Here is a 20,696-nt window from a genome sequence, read left to right on the forward strand (position 1 = left end):
CGCAGTCTCGCAACATCAAATCTATTTACTCGCTATGCTCCTATAGATTTGGTGCTCGTTGCGTTTGACCTACATCAACTCACTATCGTTCGCTGTGTTAGGTCATAAAAAAAGATTTCCTTATATATAGGGAAATCTTTTGTTTTATGATAGAATATATCTATGAGATAGACAATAGAGAGGGATATTTTATGAGTTATGAAAATAAGTTTGTTCACTTACACGTCCATACAGAATATAGTCTGTTAGATGGATCTATTAAAATAAAAAATTTAATGGCTAGAGTAAAGGAACTAGGTATGGAGTCCATTGCTATAACTGACCACGGCTCTATGTTCGGTGTTATTCAATTTTATAAAGAGGCTAAGAAGAAAGGTATTAAACCAATCTTAGGCTCTGAAGTCTATATAGCGATGGATAAATATACAGATAAAGAACCAAAGGATAAAAATCAATATCATTTAGTACTTCTTGCAGAAACTAATGAAGGATATCAAAACTTGATGAAAATAGTGTCTGAGGGATATGTGAATGGTTTTTATTATAAACCAAGGGTAGATCATAGTATTCTTAGGAAATATAGTAAAGGAATCATAGCACTATCTGCATGCTTAGGTGGGGAAATATCACAGCATATACTCAATAATAATGTAGAAAAAGCAAAGGAAATTGCTTTAACATATAAGGATATATTTGGAGAAAATAATTTTTTCATAGAACTTCAAGATTATGGACTTGAAGAGCAAAGAATGGTTAATAGAGAATTAATAAGGATATCTCAAGAAACAGATATACCTTTAGTAGCTACCAATGATGTCCATTATCTAAAAAAGGAAGACGCAGTAGTTCATGATGTGTTACTATGTATTCAAACGGCTAGAACAGTAGATGAAGAAGATAGAATGAAATTCCCTACAAATGAATTTTATCTTAAATCTCCAGAAGAAATGAAAAATATTTTCAGTAATCATTTAGAGGCTTTAGAAAATACTGTAAAGATTAGCCATAGATGTAATGTAGAACTAGACTTTGATACATTGCATTTACCAGAATATAAGGTGCCAGATGGATTCACTAATGAGGAGTATCTAAGGCATCTTACTGTAGAGGGATTGAAGGAAAGATATAAGGAAATAACTGAGGAAATAGAAGAACGATTTGATTATGAGTTTAATACTATTATTCAAATGGGATATACTGATTATTTTCTTATAGTATGGGATTTTATTAAATTTGCTAAAGATAATGGCATTATGGTAGGTCCAGGTAGGGGTTCTGCTGCCGGTAGTATTGTATCATATGCTTTAGGCATTATAGATATAGATCCCTTACAGTATGGACTAATATTTGAAAGATTTTTAAATCCTGAGAGAATATCTATGCCAGATATAGATATAGACTTCTGCTATGAAAGACGTGAAGAAGTTATCCAATATGTAGTTGATAAGTACGGAATAGATCATGTGGCACAAATAGTTACCTTTGGTACTATGGCAGCTCGTGGTGCCATAAGAGATGTAGGTAGAGCTATAAACATGCCCTATGGACAAGTGGATTATATAGCAAAGCAGATACCTATGGAAATAGGAATGACCATATCTAAAGCCTTGGAAGTAAATAAGGTTTTAAGAGATACTTATTATGATGATGAAGAAGTCGAAAACCTTATAGATCTAGCAAAAGCCGTAGAAGGATTGCCTAGACATACATCTACTCATGCAGCGGGAGTAGTTATATCCAAGGAACCTGTGACAAATTATGTACCTTTATTGAGAAATGGAGAAGCAATAACTACACAGTTCAATATGATTGAATTAGAAGAATTAGGACTATTAAAGATGGATTTTTTAGGGCTAAGAACTTTAACTGTAATAAGAGATGCAGTTAATCTAATAGAAGCAAATCATAAAGTAAAAATTGATTTTAATGAAATAAATTATGAAGATTCGTTGGTACTTGAAATGTTTGCTAAGGCTGAGACATTAGGCATATTTCAGTTTGAGTCTCCGGGCATGAGAGCCTTTTTAAAAGAGTTAAAACCTAATATGTTTGAAAACCTTATAGCTGCCAACTCTCTTTTTAGACCTGGACCGATGAATCAGATACCTACATTTGTTGCATGTAAGCATGATTCATCAAAAATAGAATATCTTCATCCAAAACTAGAGCATATTCTAGATGTTACCTATGGTTGTATAGTATATCAAGAACAGGTAATGCAAATAGTTAGGGATATTGGTGGATATTCCATGGGTAGAGCCGATTTAGTAAGGCGTGCTATGGGCAAAAAGAAAATGGATGTAATGGAAGAAGAAAGAAGAAATTTCATCTATGGTCAAGTCGATGAAAACGGAGATGTTGCCTTATCTGGAGCCATAAGAAACGGAGTAGATGAAAAAACCGCATCAAAGATTTATGATTTAATGATAGATTTTGCTAACTATGCTTTTAATAAAAGCCATTCTGCTGCATATGCAATAGTAGCTTACAGAACTGCTTGGCTTAAATACTATTACCCTGTAGAATTTATGGCAGCACTTATATCTTCGGTTATGGGTAGTACAAATTCCGTGTCCCTTTATATACAAGAATGTAAAAGGCTTGGAATAGAAATCCTATCTCCTGATGTAAATGAATCCTATAGTAAATTTACTGTTTCAGAAGGTAAAATTAGATTTGGGCTTTCAGCAGTAAAAAATGTAGGTGAGAACTTTATAAAGGCGGTCGTCAAAGCTAGAGAATCAGGAAGATTTAAAGGATTTACAGATTTTATTGAAAGGATAGAAAAGGTAGATTCATCTGTAATGAATAAAAGGGCAGTTGAATCCCTAATTAAATGCGGGGCAATGGACAGTTTAGGAGCAAATAGAGCACAATTACTATCTATATTTGAAAAAACAATAGATGGAATTCACGCTGATAGAAAGAGAAATATAGAGGGACAATTTTCAATATTTGATACAATAGATGAAAATATTTCAAAAGATCATCTGCCTGATTTAAAAGAATTTCCACAGAATATGTTGCTTACAATGGAAAAGGAAATGGTAGGCATATATATATCAGGACATCCTTTAGAACCTTATAAATCTGAAATTGAAAGGGTTTCTACTATGACTACTTTTGATTTAAGAAACAGTGAAGAAGAAATGGGTGGAGATTTAGATGGACTAAGGGATGGAGAAAGGGTCGTCATTGGTGGTATAATTATTGAAAAGAAGAATATGATAACTAAAAACAATAATATGATGGCATTTATTACACTAGAAGATCTATATGGAACCATTGAGTGTATAGTATTTCCAACTACTTTTGAAAGATATAATAAACTTTTAAAAGAAGACGGATTAGTTGTTATAGAGGGTAAAGTTAGCACTTCTGAAGTAGAAGAACCTAAAATAATAGTTGAGAGAATTTCTGAGCTAAATATGTATAAAAAGGGGAAGATATACTTAAAGATATCTTCAAATAGCTCAACTGACACTTTTAATAGAATTAAGGATACTCTAAAAAAATATAGTGGAGATACACCAGTATATTTATATTTAGAAAAAGAGAAGAAAACTGTTGTAGCAGACAGAACACTATGGATTGATATAGGAGAACAGAACGTAATAATCGAGCTGAAAAAATTACTCGGTGAAGAATCAGTAAAAATTTCTTAAGTTTTTTAATTGTGAACTGCGTAAGTGCCCACTGGGTATAAACTGTGAATTGTGAATTTTATAAAGGAGTGCTTTTATATGTGGACGGCTGTTTATATGGCTACAGGATTAAATAATGCACATGAAGTAGAACGAAAACTTAAGGCAGAAGGTTTTCTTGTGAAAATAAAATACTTTGCTCAAGAAGGAGAGGAAGAACTTTATGAAATATTAGCTCCAGAGTTTGAGGCAGAAGATATTCAAGAAGCCATGATAGAATTGGGAATAATTTAGTTTTTAAATAAGGGGGAATTTTATGAAGACTATAGGAGTATTAACTAGTGGCGGAGATGCCCCAGGTATGAATGCTGCTATAAGAGCTGTAGTTAGAGCAGGAATATTTAATGATTTCAGAGTGATGGGAATAAGACAAGGATATAGTGGTTTGATAAATGGTGATATAGATGACATGAATCTCTCATCTGTTGCAGATATAATACATAGGGGTGGAACTATGCTTAGATCTGCTAGGTCTGATGAATTTAAGACTAAGGAAGGCTTTAAAAAGGCATTAAATGTGTTGAAAGTATTTGGTATAGATGGACTGGTAGTATTAGGTGGAGATGGAACTCTTAAAGGTGCTAAAGAACTATCAAATGCAGGTATACCAACTATTGGTATACCGTGTACGATTGATAATGATTGTGGATTTTCAGATTTCACCATTGGCTTTTTTACAGCTGTAGAAACTGTAGTAGATGCCATATCTAAAATTAGAGATACCTCTACATCCCATGGAAGGGCTAATGTTATTGAAGTAATGGGCAGACACTGTGGTGATATTGCATTATATGCAGGTCTTGCAGGTGGGGCTGAAAGTATAATAGTACCAGAGGTAGAGTTTAATATAGATGAAGTATGCAAAAAGGCAATTCAAGGTAAAAATAGAGGGAAATTACATCATATAATTGTCCTAGCAGAAGGAGTAGGTAATGCCTATGATGTATCTAAGTCCATTGAAGAGAAAACAGGAATAGATACTCGAGTTACAATTCTAGGATATATTCAAAGAGGTGGAAGTCCTACCTCCTATGATAGGATTGTAGCTAGTAAAATGGGGATTAAGGCAATAGATTTGCTAAAGGAAGGAAAAACAGGGAGAGCGTTGGGTATCAAATGTAATCAGATAATAGATATAGATATTAATGAGGCCTTGGAAATAAAGAAAGAATTTGACACTGAAATGTATAATACTGCAAAGATATTATCCATATAATATTTAAAACTAAAACATAAAAGACTAGGTTAAGGGAGGAAGAATAGATGAAAAAAACAAAGATAGTATGCACTATAGGGCCAGCATCAGAGTCTGAAAATGTTCTTAAAGAGTTATTTGTAAATGGGTTAAATGTATGTAGACTTAACTTTTCCCATGGGAGCCACGAAGAACATAAAAGAAGAATAGATAACATAAAAAAAGTTAGAGAAGAACTGAATATGCCTATAGGGATCATGCTAGATACAAAGGGACCAGAAATAAGACTAGGAGATTTTAAGGAAGGGACTATAGAAATAGAAGAAGGAGACATATTTACTTTAACTACTAGAGATATAGTAGGAGATAAAAGTATTGTGTCTGTTTCTTATGTAGGACTGCCTAATGATATCGAGAAAGAAAGCAGAATTTTAATAGATGATGGATTAGTGGAACTGAAAGTATTAGAGATAATAGATGGTACGGATATAAAATGTATAGCATTAAATAATGGTACATTAAAGAATCATAAAGGTGTAAATGTACCTAATGTGAAAATCAATTTACCGGCAATTACTAAAAAGGATATAGATGATATATTATTTGGTATTGAAAATGGAATTGATTTCATTGCTGCTTCCTTTGTTAGAAAGGCATCTGATGTTATAGAAATAAGAAAGATATTAGAAGAGAATAATGCGGATTTTATAGAAATAATTTCAAAGATAGAGAACCAAGAAGGTGTAGATAATATTGATGAAATACTTGCTGCATCTGATGGAATAATGGTGGCTAGGGGTGATTTGGGTGTAGAGATACAAACAGAAGAGATGCCTCTTGTACAAAAAGAACTGATTAAGAAATCGAATCTAGTAGGAAAACCTGTAATTACGGCTACTCAAATGTTAGATTCCATGATGAGAAATCCAAGACCTACAAGAGCTGAAGTAACAGATGTTGCAAATGCTATTCTTGATGGAAGTAGTGCTATTATGTTATCTGGAGAAACAGCAGCTGGCAAATACCCTATTGAATCAGTAAAGACCATGTATAATATTGCCATAAGAACTGAGGAGTCATTAGATTATGGTGAGATATTAAAATCCAAGGTTGCTATAACGGAAGTGTCTACAACTAATGCTATAGGAAAGGCTACCTGTACTACAGCTATGGATTTAGGCGCATCTGCCATAATTACAGCAACGTCATCAGGTTATACATCTAAAGCTATATCTAAATTTAGACCAAAATCACCTATAATAGCTGCAACAACCACAGAATCTGTTATGAGGAGATTATCTTTAGTATGGGGTGTTTACCCAGTGCTATCACCTTATAGCAATTCCACAGATGATGTAATAGAATTATCTATTCAATCAGCAGTAGATAAAGGATATATAAAAGAAGGAGATTTAGTTGTTATAACAGCAGGAATTCCTGTAGGTACTTCTGGATCTACTAATCTTATAAAGGTACACACCATAGGTAAGGTACTATTGAAGGGAATGGGAATTGGTAAAGATTCCACATTAGGTAGAGTTTGTATTGCAAATAATGGGGAAGAGCTGATGAAAAAATTTAGAGATGGGGATGTTATAGTTAGTAAAGATACTGATAGAGAAATGGTAAAATTTATGGAAAAGGCTTCAGCTATTATAACAGAACAAGGAGGACTTACATCTCATGCTGCTATTGTAGGATTGAATCTTAATAAACCAACTATAGTAGGTGCACATGATGCCACAACTATATTAGAAGACGGGGAAATAATTACAGTAGACAGTACAACAGGTCTTATATATAAAGGTGAAGCAAGGGTTCTATAAGGAGGTACCGTAGTGGAAAGAAGAATACTAGGAAGAACTAATCTTGAAGTATCTGTAATTGGATTTGGAGGAATTCCAATACAAAGAGTAGACAATGAAATGGCAGTTAAACTTATTGAAGAATCATGCAATAGAGGTATAAATTTTATAGATACCGCAAGGGGATATAATGAATCTGAAGGTTTAATAGGTGAAGCATTAGAAAAAGTGGGTAGAGATAAATTTGTCCTAGCTACAAAGTCCATGAAAAGAGATTATGATGGAATGCTTCAAGAATTAAGTATTAGTTTAAAAGATCTTAGAACTAATTATATAGATTTATATCAGTTTCATAATGTTAGGAGTCTTGAAGAATTAGATTTTATTTTGAGTGAAAATGGAGCCCTTAAGGCTCTAAAAGAAGCAAAGGAAAAAGGTATAATAAAAGAGATAGGTATAACATCTCATAGTCCAGAAATTTTAGATAAGGCTATAGAAACAGGAGAATTTGCAACTATACAATGTCCATATAATCCTGTTGAACGTCAGGCGGAGGAAGTATTTAAAAAAGCTAAGGAAATGAATATTGGAGTAATAGTTATGAAACCATTGGCAGGAGGTGCCATTACCAATGGAGAATTGTCCCTTAGATTTATAGTGGACAATCCTAATATATCTGTTGCTATTCCTGGAATGGATACATTAGAACAAGTAAGTTCCAATGCACTAGTAGGTATTGATAAAAGGAAATTAACAGATGAAGAAGAGAAAAAATTATTTGAAGAAGCAAATTCATTAGGTTCTCAGTTTTGTAGGAGATGTGGATATTGTTTGCCTTGCCCTCAAAATATAGATATACCAGTACAATTTTTAATGGAAGGCTATTATACTAGATATAATTTGAAAGAATGGGCGAAGTCAAGATATGATGCAATGGAAAGAAGAGCAGTACATTGTGTAGAGTGTGGGCTTTGTGAAGGTAGATGTCCTTATAATCTTCCAATAAGAAAGATGCTTAAAAATGTAGTGAAGAAGTTAGGATAGGAACAGTATGCTTATTGCTATAGTATGACTTAATTAATAACTAAAAAGAGGGCAAATAGCCCTCTTTTTAGTTATTAATTTTTTTTATTTGCTTATTTTGTCTATAACAAATATAATAATACTTAATAATAACTTTAAGTAAGGAGTATGACTATGAGTGATAGTAAATTAGACACAGATAATATATATGAAATATTAAAAAATAGAATTATACATCTTGAGTATGAACCAGGTCAAGTTTTAAATGAGGTAGATGTAGCGGAGGAATTTAATATTAGTAGAACACCTATTAGAAGGGTATTTCAGCTATTACATGGAGATAAACTTCTAAATATTGTTCCTAGATTCGGTGCCCAAGTTACTCCTATTGATTTTAAGCAGATGAAATATATCTTTGAAGTTACAAGAGAGTTAGATCCATTTGCGGCTAGACTTGCTGTTGAAAGAATAAGTGATGACAAACTTATTGAGTTGGAAGAAATAATATCTAGGCTTAAGAATTATGATATAAGCAAAGATTATCAAAATGCTATTAATGATGATGAGCGATTTCATAATATTATATTCTCATCCTGTGGCAATCCATGGTTACAGGACATATTGACATCCTTGCATTATCATACAGAAAGATTATGGCATTATTGTGAGCAGTATTTTGATAGTATTGATCTTTTTAGTCATACTTTAGGAAAGGTATTGGAGGGAATAAAGGAGAAGGATTCCGACAAAGCAGAAAAATATGCGAGAGAACATATAGATGAATTTGTTCTTAAGATAAAAAAAGAAATGTTATAGAAAATTTTTAAAAGCCCTAATTTTAGATGATTTGAGTCATCTGAAATTAGGGCTTTTAATGTTTTTGAAACTTTTTTAATAATTTTATTAAAATACACTTGAAATACAAGACAAAAACATATAGAATGTATTTAAGAAACAAATGAAAAACATTTAACAAACTGAACTAACAAAGAAAGGAAGTGGAAAAAATGTCAATTTTTAATGAAAACTCAAAAGTTATCATTATTGGAGACAGAGATGGTATACCAGGACCAGCTATGGAAGAATGTATAAAGACCACTCCTGCAGAAGTAGTATTTTCAGCAACAGAATGTTTTGTCTGAACGGCTGCAGGTGCAATGGACTTAGAGAATCAAAAAAGGGTTAAAGATTTAACTGAAAAATACGGTGCAGAAAATATGATCGTATTAATCGGTGGTGCAGAAGCTGAATCAGCAGGATTAGCAGCTGAGACAGTTACAGCAGGAGACCCAACTTTCGCAGGTCCATTAGCAGGAGTTCCGTTGGGACTTAAAGTATATCATGCAGTAGAACCAGAATTCAAAGAATCAGTAGATGCTGATGTATATGATGAGCAAATTGGTATGATGGAAATGGTTCTAGATGTTGATTCAATTATTGAAGAAGTTAAAGCTATGAGAGATGAATTTACAAAATTTTAACAATGGATCTAGAAAATAATAAGATTTCTATGATGATATGAGAGGAGGGAAACTTATGACAAATAAGATAAATTATCAAATTGTGACTAATAATCCGACTGTAAAAAACAATTATGAAGAAGTAATATTTATTGAAGGTAGCTTTGAAGATGTGTTATTTAAAGTCAGAGATTTAGTTCATACAGGTTTCGAACTTATTAATCATCCTCTAGGAGCAAGTAGTAGAATGTTTTTCTCTCCATATCGTTCAATCATAATTGGTGAGAAGTCACAAAAAATAAATGATATTTATATAGAAACCATTGAAAACAGCATAGAAAACTATAAAAAACATATGAACATCAGGAAACCAGATATGGTAAATGGTGAAGATTATGCTTTAATTGACAGTGAACTTTTAAAGTCATCATTAGAAGAATTTAAAAGGATTTATAATTAAAAATTACAAATAAAATGGAGGTGACTTTCCTTGAAACTTGAACTTAGAAGAATCCATATTAAAGACATCCAGTTAGGAAATGAAACAACTGTAAAAAATGGAGTTCTAACAGTAAACAAAGAGGAATTGATCAATAAGCTTAAAGAAGATGACAGAATTAAAGATGTTAAGCTTGATGTGGCGAGACCTGGAGAAAAGGTAAGAATTATTCCAGTAAAAGACGTTATTGAGCCTAGAGTGAAAATCGAGGGAGATGGAAATGGTTTCCCAGGAGTATCTACAAAAATGGCTCAATTAGGTGATGGAAAAGTAAATGTACTTTATGGTGCAGCTATAGTAACAGTTGGTGATATTGTAGGGTTCCAAGAGGGGGTAATTGATATGTGGGGTGAAGGAGCAAAGTGGACTTCATTTTCACAGACTTTCAACCTAGTAGTTGATATTATACCTGTGGAAGGATTAGCTCCACATGTTCATGAAACAACTGTTAGATTGGCAGGATTAAAAGCTGCTGAGTTTGTAGGAGAAGCTGGAAGAAATGTAGAACCAGATGAGGTATTAGTATATGAAATGGGAAGCCATGCTGAAGAAGCCAAAAAATATTCAGACCTACCAAAGGTAGCTTATGTAGAAATGCTTATCTCTCAAGGATTATTACATGATGGATATATCTATGGTGTGAATAGTCAATTGATATTACCAACCCTTCTACATCCAAACGAGGAATTAGATGGAGCAGTAATTAGTGGTAACTGTGTTGCAGCATGTGATAAGATAACTACTTATCAACATCAAAATAATTCAGCAATCCTTGATTTATATGCACAGCATGGAAAAACTATAAACTTCCTAGGTGTAATACTTACACCAGAATTGACTACACTTGAAGGTAAATTTAGAACCTGTGATTACACAGCAAAATTATGTAAGAGCTTAGGAGCAGATGGAGTTATTATATCTGAAGAAGGCTATGGTAATCCAGACTCTGACTTATTAATGATTTGTAAGAGATTAGAAGATGTAGGTATAAAGACAGTACTAATAACTGATGAATGCTCAGGCTGGGATGGAATGAGTCAACCATTAGCAGATACAGCAAAAGAAGCAGTAGCAGTAGTATCTACAGGAAATGTTAGCCATGTAGTTACATTGCCACCAGCAGATAAGGTAATCGGAAGTGACAAGGCAATAGCAACTTTAGCCGGAGGATGGGAAGGATGTTTGGAGGCTGATGGAAGCTTGAAATGTGAGTTAAATGCAGTAATAGGAGCAACTTCAGAAATTGGATATCACAACTGCACGGTTAAATTATATTAATTAGCTTGGAAAGGAGGAGGAAATATGAAATTCAAGGTATTATATTATGTTAATCAATTCTTTGGTCAAATAGGTGGAGAAGAAAAGGCCGGAATGGCGCCGATTTTTAAGAACGAAAATATTGGACCAGCATTAGGATTTAATAGTCTTCTTGGAGAAGAAGGAGAAGTGATTGGAACATTAATTTGTGGTGATAACTACTTTAATGAAAATAAAGAAGAAGCATTAGAATATATAATGAAAGTAATAAAAGAACAAAATCCAGATATGGTTGTGGCAGGACCGGCCTTTAATGCAGGGAGATATGGAATGGCTTGTGCTGGAGTTGCTAATGCTGTAATAGATGAGTTAGGAATTCCTGTAGTTACAGGTATGTATATAGAAAATCCAGGTCTAGATGTGTGTAGATCTAAGGCTTTAGTAGTAAATGTAACAGATTCAGCTGCTGGTATGCGTAGTGCACTACCTGTAATGGCTAAATTAACAACTAAATTAATGAAAAATGAAGAAATAGGTCTTCCAGAGGAAGAAGGATATATCTCCCAAGGTAAGAGACTTACTGTTTTCTCAGATAAAAGAGGTTCTCAAAGAGCAGTAGAGATGCTGCTAGCTCGTTTAAATAGTGAACCTTTTGAAACAGAATTACCAATGCCAGTATTTGATAAGGTAGAACCAGCATCAGCTATTAAAGATTTAAGTAAGGCAACAATTGCTCTAGTAACTAGTGGCGGTATGGTTCCACACGGTAATCCAGATAGAATTCAATCAGCTAGTGCTCAAAAATGGGGCAAATATGATGTAAGTGGAAGAGATGCATTAACTGGAGAATATTGTACAATTCATGGTGGATTTGATCCTGTATATGCTAATGAGATTCCAGATAGAGTAGCACCACTTGATATGCTAAAAGAATATCAAAAAGAAGGCATTATAGGTAATGTGTTTCAGTATTTCTATACTACTACAGGTACAGGAACATCTGTTGGAAATGCTATAAAATTTGGTACTGAAATAGGAAAAGAGTTAAAAGAAGCAGGAGTAGATGGAGTTATACTAACATCAACCTGAGGCACCTGTACACGTTGCGGTGCAACAATGGTAAAAGAAATCGAAAGATATGGTATACCAATAGTTCATATGTCTACTATAACTACAATCTCTGAATCGGTCGGAGCTAACAGAATTGTTCCAACCATTGCAATTCCTTATCCAGTTGGAAATCCAAATCTTCCAAAGGAAGAAGAATACAAATTAAGAAAGAAAATGGTTGAAAGGGCTCTAAAAGCACTAAGTACAGAAATAACTGAAGTAACTCAGTTTTGATGAGAATTTCCATTATTAAATTAATAAAGGGGCTGTATTTAGCCCCTTTTTCCTAAGATAAACCAAGTAAGTTACTATTAACAATGATAGGAGATGGTAATTATGGAAAAACAGCAAATAAGCTGGGGAAGAGTTATGACGTACGCAGGTGCATTTATTGCATTTTTAATAGGCTCAGGATTTGCAACAGGGCAAGAGGTACTACAATATTTTAGTTCCTATGGTTATCTAGGAATATTAGGAGTAGTAGTAGTGTTTTTATTATTCCTTTATGTGGGTATTGATTTTGTAACTGTAGGTCAAAAACATAAGTTTCCTAAGGGAAGTGATGTATATAAATATTATTGTGGGAATATAATTGGAAGTTTTTATGATTATTTTTCTATTGCTTTTATCTATATGTCATTTATAGTTATGATAGGAGGAGCAGGTGCAACTGTAAATCAGCAATATGGACTTCCAACATTTGTTGGAGGAATAATGATGGGAATATTAGCAGCAGGAACAGTAATATTTGGCTTAGGAAAGATAGTAGATGTAATAGGGAAAATAGGACCAGCTATAATTTTCCTAACAATTATTCTAGGAATATCTGCTATAGTAAAAAATCCACAGGGATTAGCTTCAGCAAATGAAATAATACCACAACTCAATTTATTGAAGGCATCCTCTAATTGGTTTTATGCGGCGGCTTCGTATGTAGGATTTTGTATGCTATGGCTGGCTGGATTTATGACATCCATGGGTGCATCTAGCAAGAGCAGAAAAGAATCTGCTCTTGGAGTGACCTTTGGTGCTGTAGGATTTAGTGTGGCATTGACAATCATTACTCTAGGTATCCTTGCAAATATTGAACAATTAGCTGGCTCAATGGTACCATCACTAATATTAGCTGGAAATATAAATTCAACATTAGCTATAATATTTTCATTTATAGTGGTAGCTGGTATATATACAACAGCAGTTCCACTTTTATGGCAAGTTGTTGCCAGATTTTCAGAAGAAAAGACCAATAAATTTAGAATGCTAACAGTAGTATTGGCTGCAATCGGTGTATTTATTGGTTTAAAAGTTCCATTTGATAGATTAGTAAATATAATATATGTAATAAACGGCTATGTAGGTATTATCCTATTAGGATTCATGTTAGTGAAAACTATAAGGATAAGGGTAGCTTATAAACAACAATTAATTAAGTGAGCAAACTCAATTTGAGTACTCAATAGATTCACAAGGAAATCCTTTCCCCATAAGGATTCCTTCCTCTTAAAATATTTTAGTAAGATATTTTATAAGTTTCAGGTATTTAAAATTTTATGACACATGGTAATATAAGTTAGACAGATGACGTCTAACTTATATTATTTTTGCATATTTTAATTTTACTACTTCTCTTTTTCATATAAAATGATATAATAGATTTATGTTTAGTGACCCGAAATATATAATAAGGTGGTAGAATATGAATAAACAAAATAAAACAGAAATGATATTAAAGGGAAGTATATATAAAGTACTTATTACACTTTCTATACCAATTATGATTAATAGTCTTATCCAGACATTATACAATTTAGTAGATGGATTATATGTGAGCATGATATCTTCAGTTCATTTTGCGGCTACAGCTTTTGTATGGCCAGTAAACTTCTTATTTATATCATTAGGAATTGGCTTATCTATAGCAGGTACTTCACTTTTATCCCAGCTAATAGGTGGAGACAAAATAAAAGAAGCAAAAGAATATTCTACCCAACTAATGGCAGTTACATTATTGTCTTCAATAGTGTTTACAATTATGGGATATATCATAAGCCCAACAATTATCAGATTAATGGGTGCTACTGGTGATTTAGCTGAACTAGGAAATATTTACTTGAGAATTACATTTCTAGATATGCCTTTTATGTTTCTATTCTTTAATATCAACTCCATGATGAATGCACAGGGAGATACAATAACTCCTACTGTACTTAGTGGTATTTCTGCAATTATAAATGTAATCTTAGACCCTATATTTATTTTTACTTTTGATATGGGTATAGCAGGAGCAGCATGGGCTACATTAATATCTAGAGCCATTTTAGCTGTAGTTGGATTTATGATGTTATTTAGTGAGAAGAATAAAATTAGACCAAACTTTAGAGGATTTAAATTTAATGGAGAAATAATTAAAGAAATAGTTACAGTAGGTTTACCTTCTACAATTGGGCAATCAGGAGCATCCTTAGGCTTTATAGTACTAAATGGATTTATTGGTTCCTATGGAACAGCTACTATAGCAGCATATGCTATGGTTAACAGAATAACCTCATTAGTAATGCAGCCAGCTATGGGATTAGGATCTGCACTGACTGCAATAGTGGGGCAAAATATGGGTGCAAATCAGATAGATAGAGTAAAGGAAGCATTTCACAAGGCTTTGAAACTTACTATCATCATAGGATCTGTGGGATGTATACTGTTAATAGTATTTGATAACCCCATTATTAACTTCTTTATGCAGTCAAAGGATGATCCTTCTGTTATAGAACTAAGTTTGACCTATTTATTTTATATATCATTATCTATGCCGTTAATGGGAATATTTAGCGTATTACAAGGATTATTCCAAGGTTCTGGAAATACTAAATATTCCATGGCCATGGAAGTAGGCAGACTTTGGTTTGTGAGACTTCCAATGATATTGATATTTAAACATCTTACAAACTGGGGATCTTCAGGTATATGGTTCTCTATGAGCTTTAGTAACCTTATTGTTTGCTTATATGGTTACTGGATATATAGAGGAAATGGGTGGCAAAAAAGAGTAATAAAATTAGATGATGAATGCCAAGGTGAAGGAACTCTTGGAATAGTTGAATAAAATAATGATAAGAGCGGAGAATTAATTCTCCGTTTTTGTAATTAGGTTATTGATAATTTTGTAATAATTCTTTTATTTGCGTGTTAATATAGAGGAAGAAATAGTTCACTTACATTATAATAAAAGAGGGATAATATGTGTACAGGTATAAAAATAAATTATGAAGATGGTTGTGTTATGGGTAGGACAATGGATTATGAAGTTCCTTTAAATTACAATGTAATCTATTTGCCAAAAAAGTATGAGTTTTGTAATGATTTAATGGGAAAGCCTTTGTATTCAAAATATAAGACATTAGGTATATGTTTTGAAAATCGAGATCCATTGAAAGACGGTATAAATGAGCATGGATTAATGGGAATTACCAATGCTTTTTCAGGATTCAATCTTTATGCTAATCAAAGTAAATCAGAAAAGATTAATATTTCTAGTCTGAATTACTTGACATATGCCCTTACAAACTACAAATCTGTAAAGGAATTAATTGAGGATTTAGCAAATATTCATATGTCTACTAAAGATCATATGGGGGAAAATGTAATATCACCAGATTTTCATTTTATGTTTGCTGATTCTACTAAAAGGTGCATTATTATTGAACCTAGAAAAGGAGAATTGATATATTATGAAAATCCATATGATGTAATGACCAATTCGCCAGGCTTTGAATCTCATGTTAGAAGACTGAAGCAAATTTTAGATTTAGATAATCTTGCAGATTTTAACTCTGCTAAAAATTTGCCAGGAGGTTATGACCCTATTTCTAGATTTATTAAAGCCTTTTATCTAACTAAAATGAATATTAAGCCCAATAGTTCGAAAGAGGCACTTGCATATTCTTATAATATAATGGCTGCAATGACTATGCCAAATGGATTTGTTAGAAACGAAAAGTATAATTATACTACTTATACTAGATATATTTGTTCCTATGATTCAAAACATAAACTACTAACTGTAAAATCTAACACTAATCCAACGGTTTATCAGTTAGGATTTGAAGACATAGAAGATAAGGATAAAAGACAAGCGTTTTTTTTAGATACAGATTTTATCGTAGAAAAGTTAAAATAGCAAAGATTGGGAAATCTGTAATATATAATTTATGTAATTGACAATTTTTACAAAATAATATAGACTAAATTTAGGTGGTACGAACCACTATTATAAATAGGGTGGTAATATATATATGAAAATTATAGATAAACAAAATAAAATGCCCTTATATTTTCAGCTCATGGATATTATTATAAATATGATTGAAGAAGGTAATCTTAGAGAAAATGATCAATTGCCATCTGAAAGAGAGCTATGTGATATTTATGATATAAGTCGTTCTACAGTTAGACAAGCTATTCAGGAGTTAGAAAAAGAAGGTTATATTTACAAGCTTCATGGTAAAGGTACTTTTGTTTCACCTAAGATGTTTAAACAAAATTTATTAAAGTTTTATAGTTTTACAGAAGAGATGAAAAAAATTGGTAAGATTCCATCATCTAAAGTTCTAGATTTCCAGATTATTAGTTGCAATGAGAAACTAAGTAAAAAAATGAATCTAAATATTGGTGAAAAAATATATATATTCACTAGACTTAGACTTGCAGATAATGAGCCAATGATGTTAGAAACCAGCTATGTACCTTATGCTAAATTTTTAGGCTTGACTCAAGAACTATTGGAAGAAAATCCTATGTATGATATATTTGCAAAGATGTATAACATATCCATCACATCAGCAGAAGAGGTCTTTCGATCGGTTCTTACTAGAACAGATGAAGCAGAACTGCTTAGATATACTTCTGGATTACCTAGTATGATGATAGAGAGGATAACCTATGATAATGAAAATATAGTTGAATATACAAGAAGCATTGCAAGAGGAGATAAATTTAAATATTCTATATTGCTAGAAAAATAAATTTTTAAAAGTAGTGGTAATGACAACATGATGACACTACAATATCGCTATTAAAAAAGATTAGGAAGGTGATAAAATGTTTGGATCTAGCGTCCATGATTGGAAAGAATTAAAGGGAATTAATACAGCTACAGAGATATTTAGGCAGCCAGAACTTTGGTTAGAGACATTAAAGATTGTTGAGTTTCAGAGAGAAAAGATTGATAAATTCATTACCGAAAATTTAATTAAGGAAAATATTAGAGTTATTTTTACAGGGGCAGGTACTTCTGCTTATATAGGTGATATTGTTTCGTCTCAATTGAATAAAGGCAAAACTTATATTTTTGAATCAATACCCAGTACTGATATTGTAGTTAATCCAGAGACCTATTTCAAGAAGAATATTCCTACCTTAATGGTCTCCTTTGCAAGATCTGGAAATAGTCCTGAAAGTATTGCAATATATGATTTAGCTAATAAATTAATAGATGATGTCAGCCATGTTTTCATTACCTGTAACAAAGATGGAAAATTAGCTGAAATAGCTCAGAATAAAGAAAATGTACTACTGCTCATGATGCCTGAAGAATCTAATGATAAGGGATTTGCAATGACTAGCAGTTTTTCTTGTATGACTCTTGCAGCGTTATTGACTTTTAATATTAAAGCTTTCGAGGAAAAAAAGAAACAGGTCATGGAAATGGTAGAAATAGGTGATGATGTTCTAAAAAATCAATTTAGTAAGCTGAATAAATTAATAGATTATGATTTTGAAAGAGTAGTATATCTAGGGTCTGGAAGTTTTTATGGCTTATCGAAGGAAAGTTCTCTGAAGCTTTTAGAGCTGACTAGAGGTCAAATAACATCATTTAGTGAAACGATTTTAGGATTTAGACATGGTCCTAAATCAATTTTAAATGATAAGACCTTAGTATTTATCTTTTTATCACTTGATGAATATTCAAGAAAATATGATTTAGATCTATTGAATGAAATATATCATGATTTAGGAGATCATAAAGTCATTGCGATTTCAAACAATTATCTAAAAGAGGTTGAGGAATTATCAGATCATTATATTTATTTAAGTAAGGAAAAAAGCAATATTAATGATAATGGGTTTGCAGCATTACTGTATGCATTATTTGCTCAGGTACTGGCTCTGAAGGTTTCAATCAAAACAAAGATAGAACCTGATAACCCTAGTCCAAGTGGATTAGTTAATAGAGTTGTTAAGGGTGTAAATATCTATGAATATAATTAACGATTAACAATTAACATTTGTTAGGATCAGGCTTTGGGGTCTTTTTAGCGACTGCAGATCGCTTCCTTAATTGTTAATTGTAATATATTTGAGGAGGGTCAATATGGATAGAATAAGAGTTGCTTTAATAGGAGCTGGACAACGTGGGAAGGATGTTTATGGAAATTATGGGTTGAAATATCCACAAAACATTGAATTCATAGCTGTTGCAGAGCCTAATGATTTGAAACGAAAGGAGTTTTGTGAGAAACATAATATACTTCCTGAGAATGAATTTAAAACATGGGAAGAGCTGCTGGCAAAGGATAAATTTTGTGATGCTGTAATCATTGCAACTCCTGATAACACTCATTTTCAGCCTGCATCACAGGCATTAAGAAAGGGTTATCATATTTTATTGGAAAAGCCTATGTCTAATAATCCGACAGAATGTATTGAGTTAGGAAGATTGGCAGAAAAAAATAACAAAGTATTTATGATATGTCATGTACTGCGATATACCCCCTTTTATTCTACCTTAAAAGCAATTATAGAAGAAGGAGAAATAGGGGATATAATGACTATTCAACATAATGAAAATATTGGATACTTCCATTTTGCTCATAGCTTTGTAAGAGGAAACTGGAGGAATTCGGAGCTATCCAGCCCCTTAATATTACAAAAATCCTGCCATGACTTAGACATTTTATTGTGGTTAGTTGGAAGTAATTGTACAAGAATTACTTCATTTGGTGAGTTAAGCTATTTTAAATCAGAAAGAAAACCTAAAGAGGCTGGGAGTAGATGTCTTAGCTGTAAAATTGAAAATGAATGTCCTTATTCAGCAAAAAAACTATATTATAAAAATATAGGAGGATGGCCTACAACTGTAATTACAGAGACTCAAACTGTGGAATCAATTGATAAAGCTTTGGAGGAAGGCCCTTATGGCAGATGTGTTTTTGAATGTGACAATAATGTTATGGATCATCAATCTACTATACTTGAATTTGAAAATGGAGTGACAGTAAATTTTAACTTATCAGCATTTACCAATAAAGTCCATAGAACTATAAAAATAATGGGTACTAAAGGTGTAATTCGTGGTGATGACAGTATGAACGAAATTGAAGTGCAGCTATTTGCATCTAATGAAAAAAGAGTTATCAACCCACAGATAGTAGCTGGAGGTCATGGAGGTGGAGATACAGGTATAATGGGGGATTTTCTATCATTGATTAAATCAAATAAAGGTAAAGCTCTAACCTCTGCTAAGATTTCTGTTGAGAGTCATATAATGGCGTTTGCAGCAGAGGAGTCAAGATTAAACAAAACTGTAGTTGATATGAAAGATTACTATAACAATTTTTAATAGACAAGATTTATGATGATAGGGGGAGTTTTCTTGATATTTCTAGGTATAGATGGTGGTGGAACTAGCACAGAATTTATAATTATAGATGAAAATGGAAAGATTTTGGGACATACTACCAAGGCCACTTGTCATTATAAACAGACATCTTTACAAAATTTTAAGGAAATTATAATTGACGGTGTAAATGAAGTATGTAGGAAAGCAGATACTACAATATCACAAATTGATTATTCGTTTATAGGAATACCGGGCTATGGAGAAATATTGGATGATGTAGAAAAAATGGATTTAATTATAAATGATATTTTTAAGCAGAATTCTTTTGAATGTGCTAATGACGCTGTAGCAGCATGGGCAGGGTCATTAGCCTGTAAACTAGGCATAAATATAGTAGCGGGTACTGGTGCAATAGGATTTGGTATGAATAAAAACGGTAAATTGCATAGAGCTGGAGGATGGGGATATTTCTGCGGTGATGAGGGTTCTGCATATTGGCTGGGAAAAAAGGCTATAGAGATATTCTCAAAGGAAGCTGATGGCAGACTGGAACAAACACAATTATATGATATATTTAAGTCTAAACTTAATATCCAAAATGATTTTGATTTAATAGATTTAATCTATACTACATATGAGATGAAAAGGGATAAGATTGCAGAACTAGCTATAATACTACATGAAGCTGCTGAGGTAGGAGATAAATTTGCAATAGATGCATTTTCCCAATCAGCCTATGAACATTATCTTACAATTAAAGCTTTAATAGAAAAACTGGATTTCTTATCAGAAGAAAAGGTATTGGTATCCTATTCAGGAGGAGTTTTCAATTCAGGAAGATATATCTTAGAGCCATTAAAATCATATTTAGATAACTTGAATATAAATATAGAATTGATAAACCCAATATTAACACCTGTAGCTGGTGCTGCATTATATGCTTATAAAATTTTCACACGGGAAGACAATCTTAAAATTGTTGAAACTCTATTGGAAGAAGAAGTAAAATGGAGAATAAGATATTGATG

The 20,696-nt window shown here is 32.5% G+C and carries 17 protein-coding genes; all 17 read left to right on the plus strand.

Translation table 11 applies throughout. From position 1 onward, the window contains the following. The first annotated feature begins 191 nt into the window (after positions 1 to 191). Positions 192 to 3,665: a DNA polymerase III subunit alpha gene (locus tag RDK80_RS03455; protein WP_308523478.1), complete on the plus strand. Its 3,474-nt coding sequence runs from the start codon at positions 192 to 194 to the stop codon at positions 3,663 to 3,665. Between the two features lie 78 nt (positions 3,666 to 3,743). Further along, a complete protein-coding gene (locus RDK80_RS03460) occupies positions 3,744 to 3,938 on the plus strand; it encodes a hypothetical protein (protein WP_094900942.1) in 195 nt (64 codons plus the stop codon). A 22-nt stretch (positions 3,939 to 3,960) separates the two neighbouring features. Then, positions 3,961 to 4,920, plus strand: coding sequence for a 6-phosphofructokinase (pfkA, locus tag RDK80_RS03465; protein WP_094900944.1), 960 nt, complete (start codon positions 3,961 to 3,963; stop codon positions 4,918 to 4,920). Between the two features lie 47 nt (positions 4,921 to 4,967). Beyond that, the gene (gene pyk, locus RDK80_RS03470; protein WP_308523479.1) at positions 4,968 to 6,725 is read left to right on the plus strand and encodes a pyruvate kinase; all 1,758 of its coding nucleotides are present in this window, start codon (positions 4,968 to 4,970) and stop codon (positions 6,723 to 6,725) included. A 12-nt stretch (positions 6,726 to 6,737) separates the two neighbouring features. After that, positions 6,738 to 7,748, plus strand: coding sequence for an aldo/keto reductase (locus RDK80_RS03475; protein ID WP_308523480.1), 1,011 nt, complete (start codon positions 6,738 to 6,740; stop codon positions 7,746 to 7,748). A 153-nt stretch (positions 7,749 to 7,901) separates the two neighbouring features. Further along, positions 7,902 to 8,543 carry a GntR family transcriptional regulator gene (locus RDK80_RS03480; protein ID WP_094900949.1) on the plus strand — a complete coding sequence of 214 codons (642 nt, stop codon included), beginning with the start codon at positions 7,902 to 7,904 and terminating at the stop codon, positions 8,541 to 8,543. 191 nt (positions 8,544 to 8,734) lie between these two features. After that, positions 8,735 to 9,208, plus strand: coding sequence for a glycine/sarcosine/betaine reductase complex selenoprotein A (grdA, locus tag RDK80_RS03485; protein ID WP_094900466.1), 474 nt, complete (start codon positions 8,735 to 8,737; stop codon positions 9,206 to 9,208). 55 nt (positions 9,209 to 9,263) lie between these two features. Next, on the plus strand, positions 9,264 to 9,647 hold the full coding sequence (locus RDK80_RS03490) for a GrdX family protein (RefSeq protein ID WP_308523481.1): 384 nt from the start codon (positions 9,264 to 9,266) through the stop codon (positions 9,645 to 9,647). A 30-nt stretch (positions 9,648 to 9,677) separates the two neighbouring features. Continuing rightward, positions 9,678 to 10,964, plus strand: a complete 1,287-nt coding sequence (locus RDK80_RS03495) for a glycine/sarcosine/betaine reductase component B subunit (RefSeq protein WP_308523482.1) — start codon at positions 9,678 to 9,680, stop codon at positions 10,962 to 10,964. Positions 10,965 to 10,988: 24 nt separating this feature from the next. Next, complete coding sequence (grdB, locus tag RDK80_RS03500; protein ID WP_246565644.1) at positions 10,989 to 12,287, plus strand: glycine reductase complex selenoprotein B; 1,299 nt, start codon at positions 10,989 to 10,991, stop codon at positions 12,285 to 12,287. A gap of 102 nt (positions 12,288 to 12,389) precedes the next feature. Next, complete coding sequence (locus RDK80_RS03505) at positions 12,390 to 13,487, plus strand: hypothetical protein (protein ID WP_256310602.1); 1,098 nt, start codon at positions 12,390 to 12,392, stop codon at positions 13,485 to 13,487. Between the two features lie 262 nt (positions 13,488 to 13,749). After that, positions 13,750 to 15,153, plus strand: a complete 1,404-nt coding sequence (locus RDK80_RS03510) for an MATE family efflux transporter (protein ID WP_256310601.1) — start codon at positions 13,750 to 13,752, stop codon at positions 15,151 to 15,153. Positions 15,154 to 15,288: 135 nt separating this feature from the next. Continuing rightward, positions 15,289 to 16,227 carry a linear amide C-N hydrolase gene (locus RDK80_RS03515; protein WP_308523483.1) on the plus strand — a complete coding sequence of 313 codons (939 nt, stop codon included), beginning with the start codon at positions 15,289 to 15,291 and terminating at the stop codon, positions 16,225 to 16,227. Positions 16,228 to 16,342: 115 nt separating this feature from the next. Continuing rightward, positions 16,343 to 17,071, plus strand: a complete 729-nt coding sequence (locus RDK80_RS03520) for a GntR family transcriptional regulator (protein WP_256310599.1) — start codon at positions 16,343 to 16,345, stop codon at positions 17,069 to 17,071. 76 nt (positions 17,072 to 17,147) lie between these two features. Further along, on the plus strand, positions 17,148 to 18,317 hold the full coding sequence (locus RDK80_RS03525; protein ID WP_308523484.1) for an SIS domain-containing protein: 1,170 nt from the start codon (positions 17,148 to 17,150) through the stop codon (positions 18,315 to 18,317). Positions 18,318 to 18,420: 103 nt separating this feature from the next. Beyond that, positions 18,421 to 19,668: a Gfo/Idh/MocA family protein gene (locus RDK80_RS03530; protein WP_256310597.1), complete on the plus strand. Its 1,248-nt coding sequence runs from the start codon at positions 18,421 to 18,423 to the stop codon at positions 19,666 to 19,668. A gap of 33 nt (positions 19,669 to 19,701) precedes the next feature. Next, on the plus strand, positions 19,702 to 20,694 hold the full coding sequence (locus tag RDK80_RS03535) for a BadF/BadG/BcrA/BcrD ATPase family protein (RefSeq protein ID WP_308523485.1): 993 nt from the start codon (positions 19,702 to 19,704) through the stop codon (positions 20,692 to 20,694). The last annotated feature ends 2 nt before the right edge of the window (positions 20,695 to 20,696 follow it).

The sequence above is a fragment of the uncultured Tissierella sp. genome (assembly GCF_902479755.1).
GTDB classification, from domain to species: domain Bacteria; phylum Bacillota; class Clostridia; order Tissierellales; family Tissierellaceae; genus Tissierella; species Tissierella carlieri.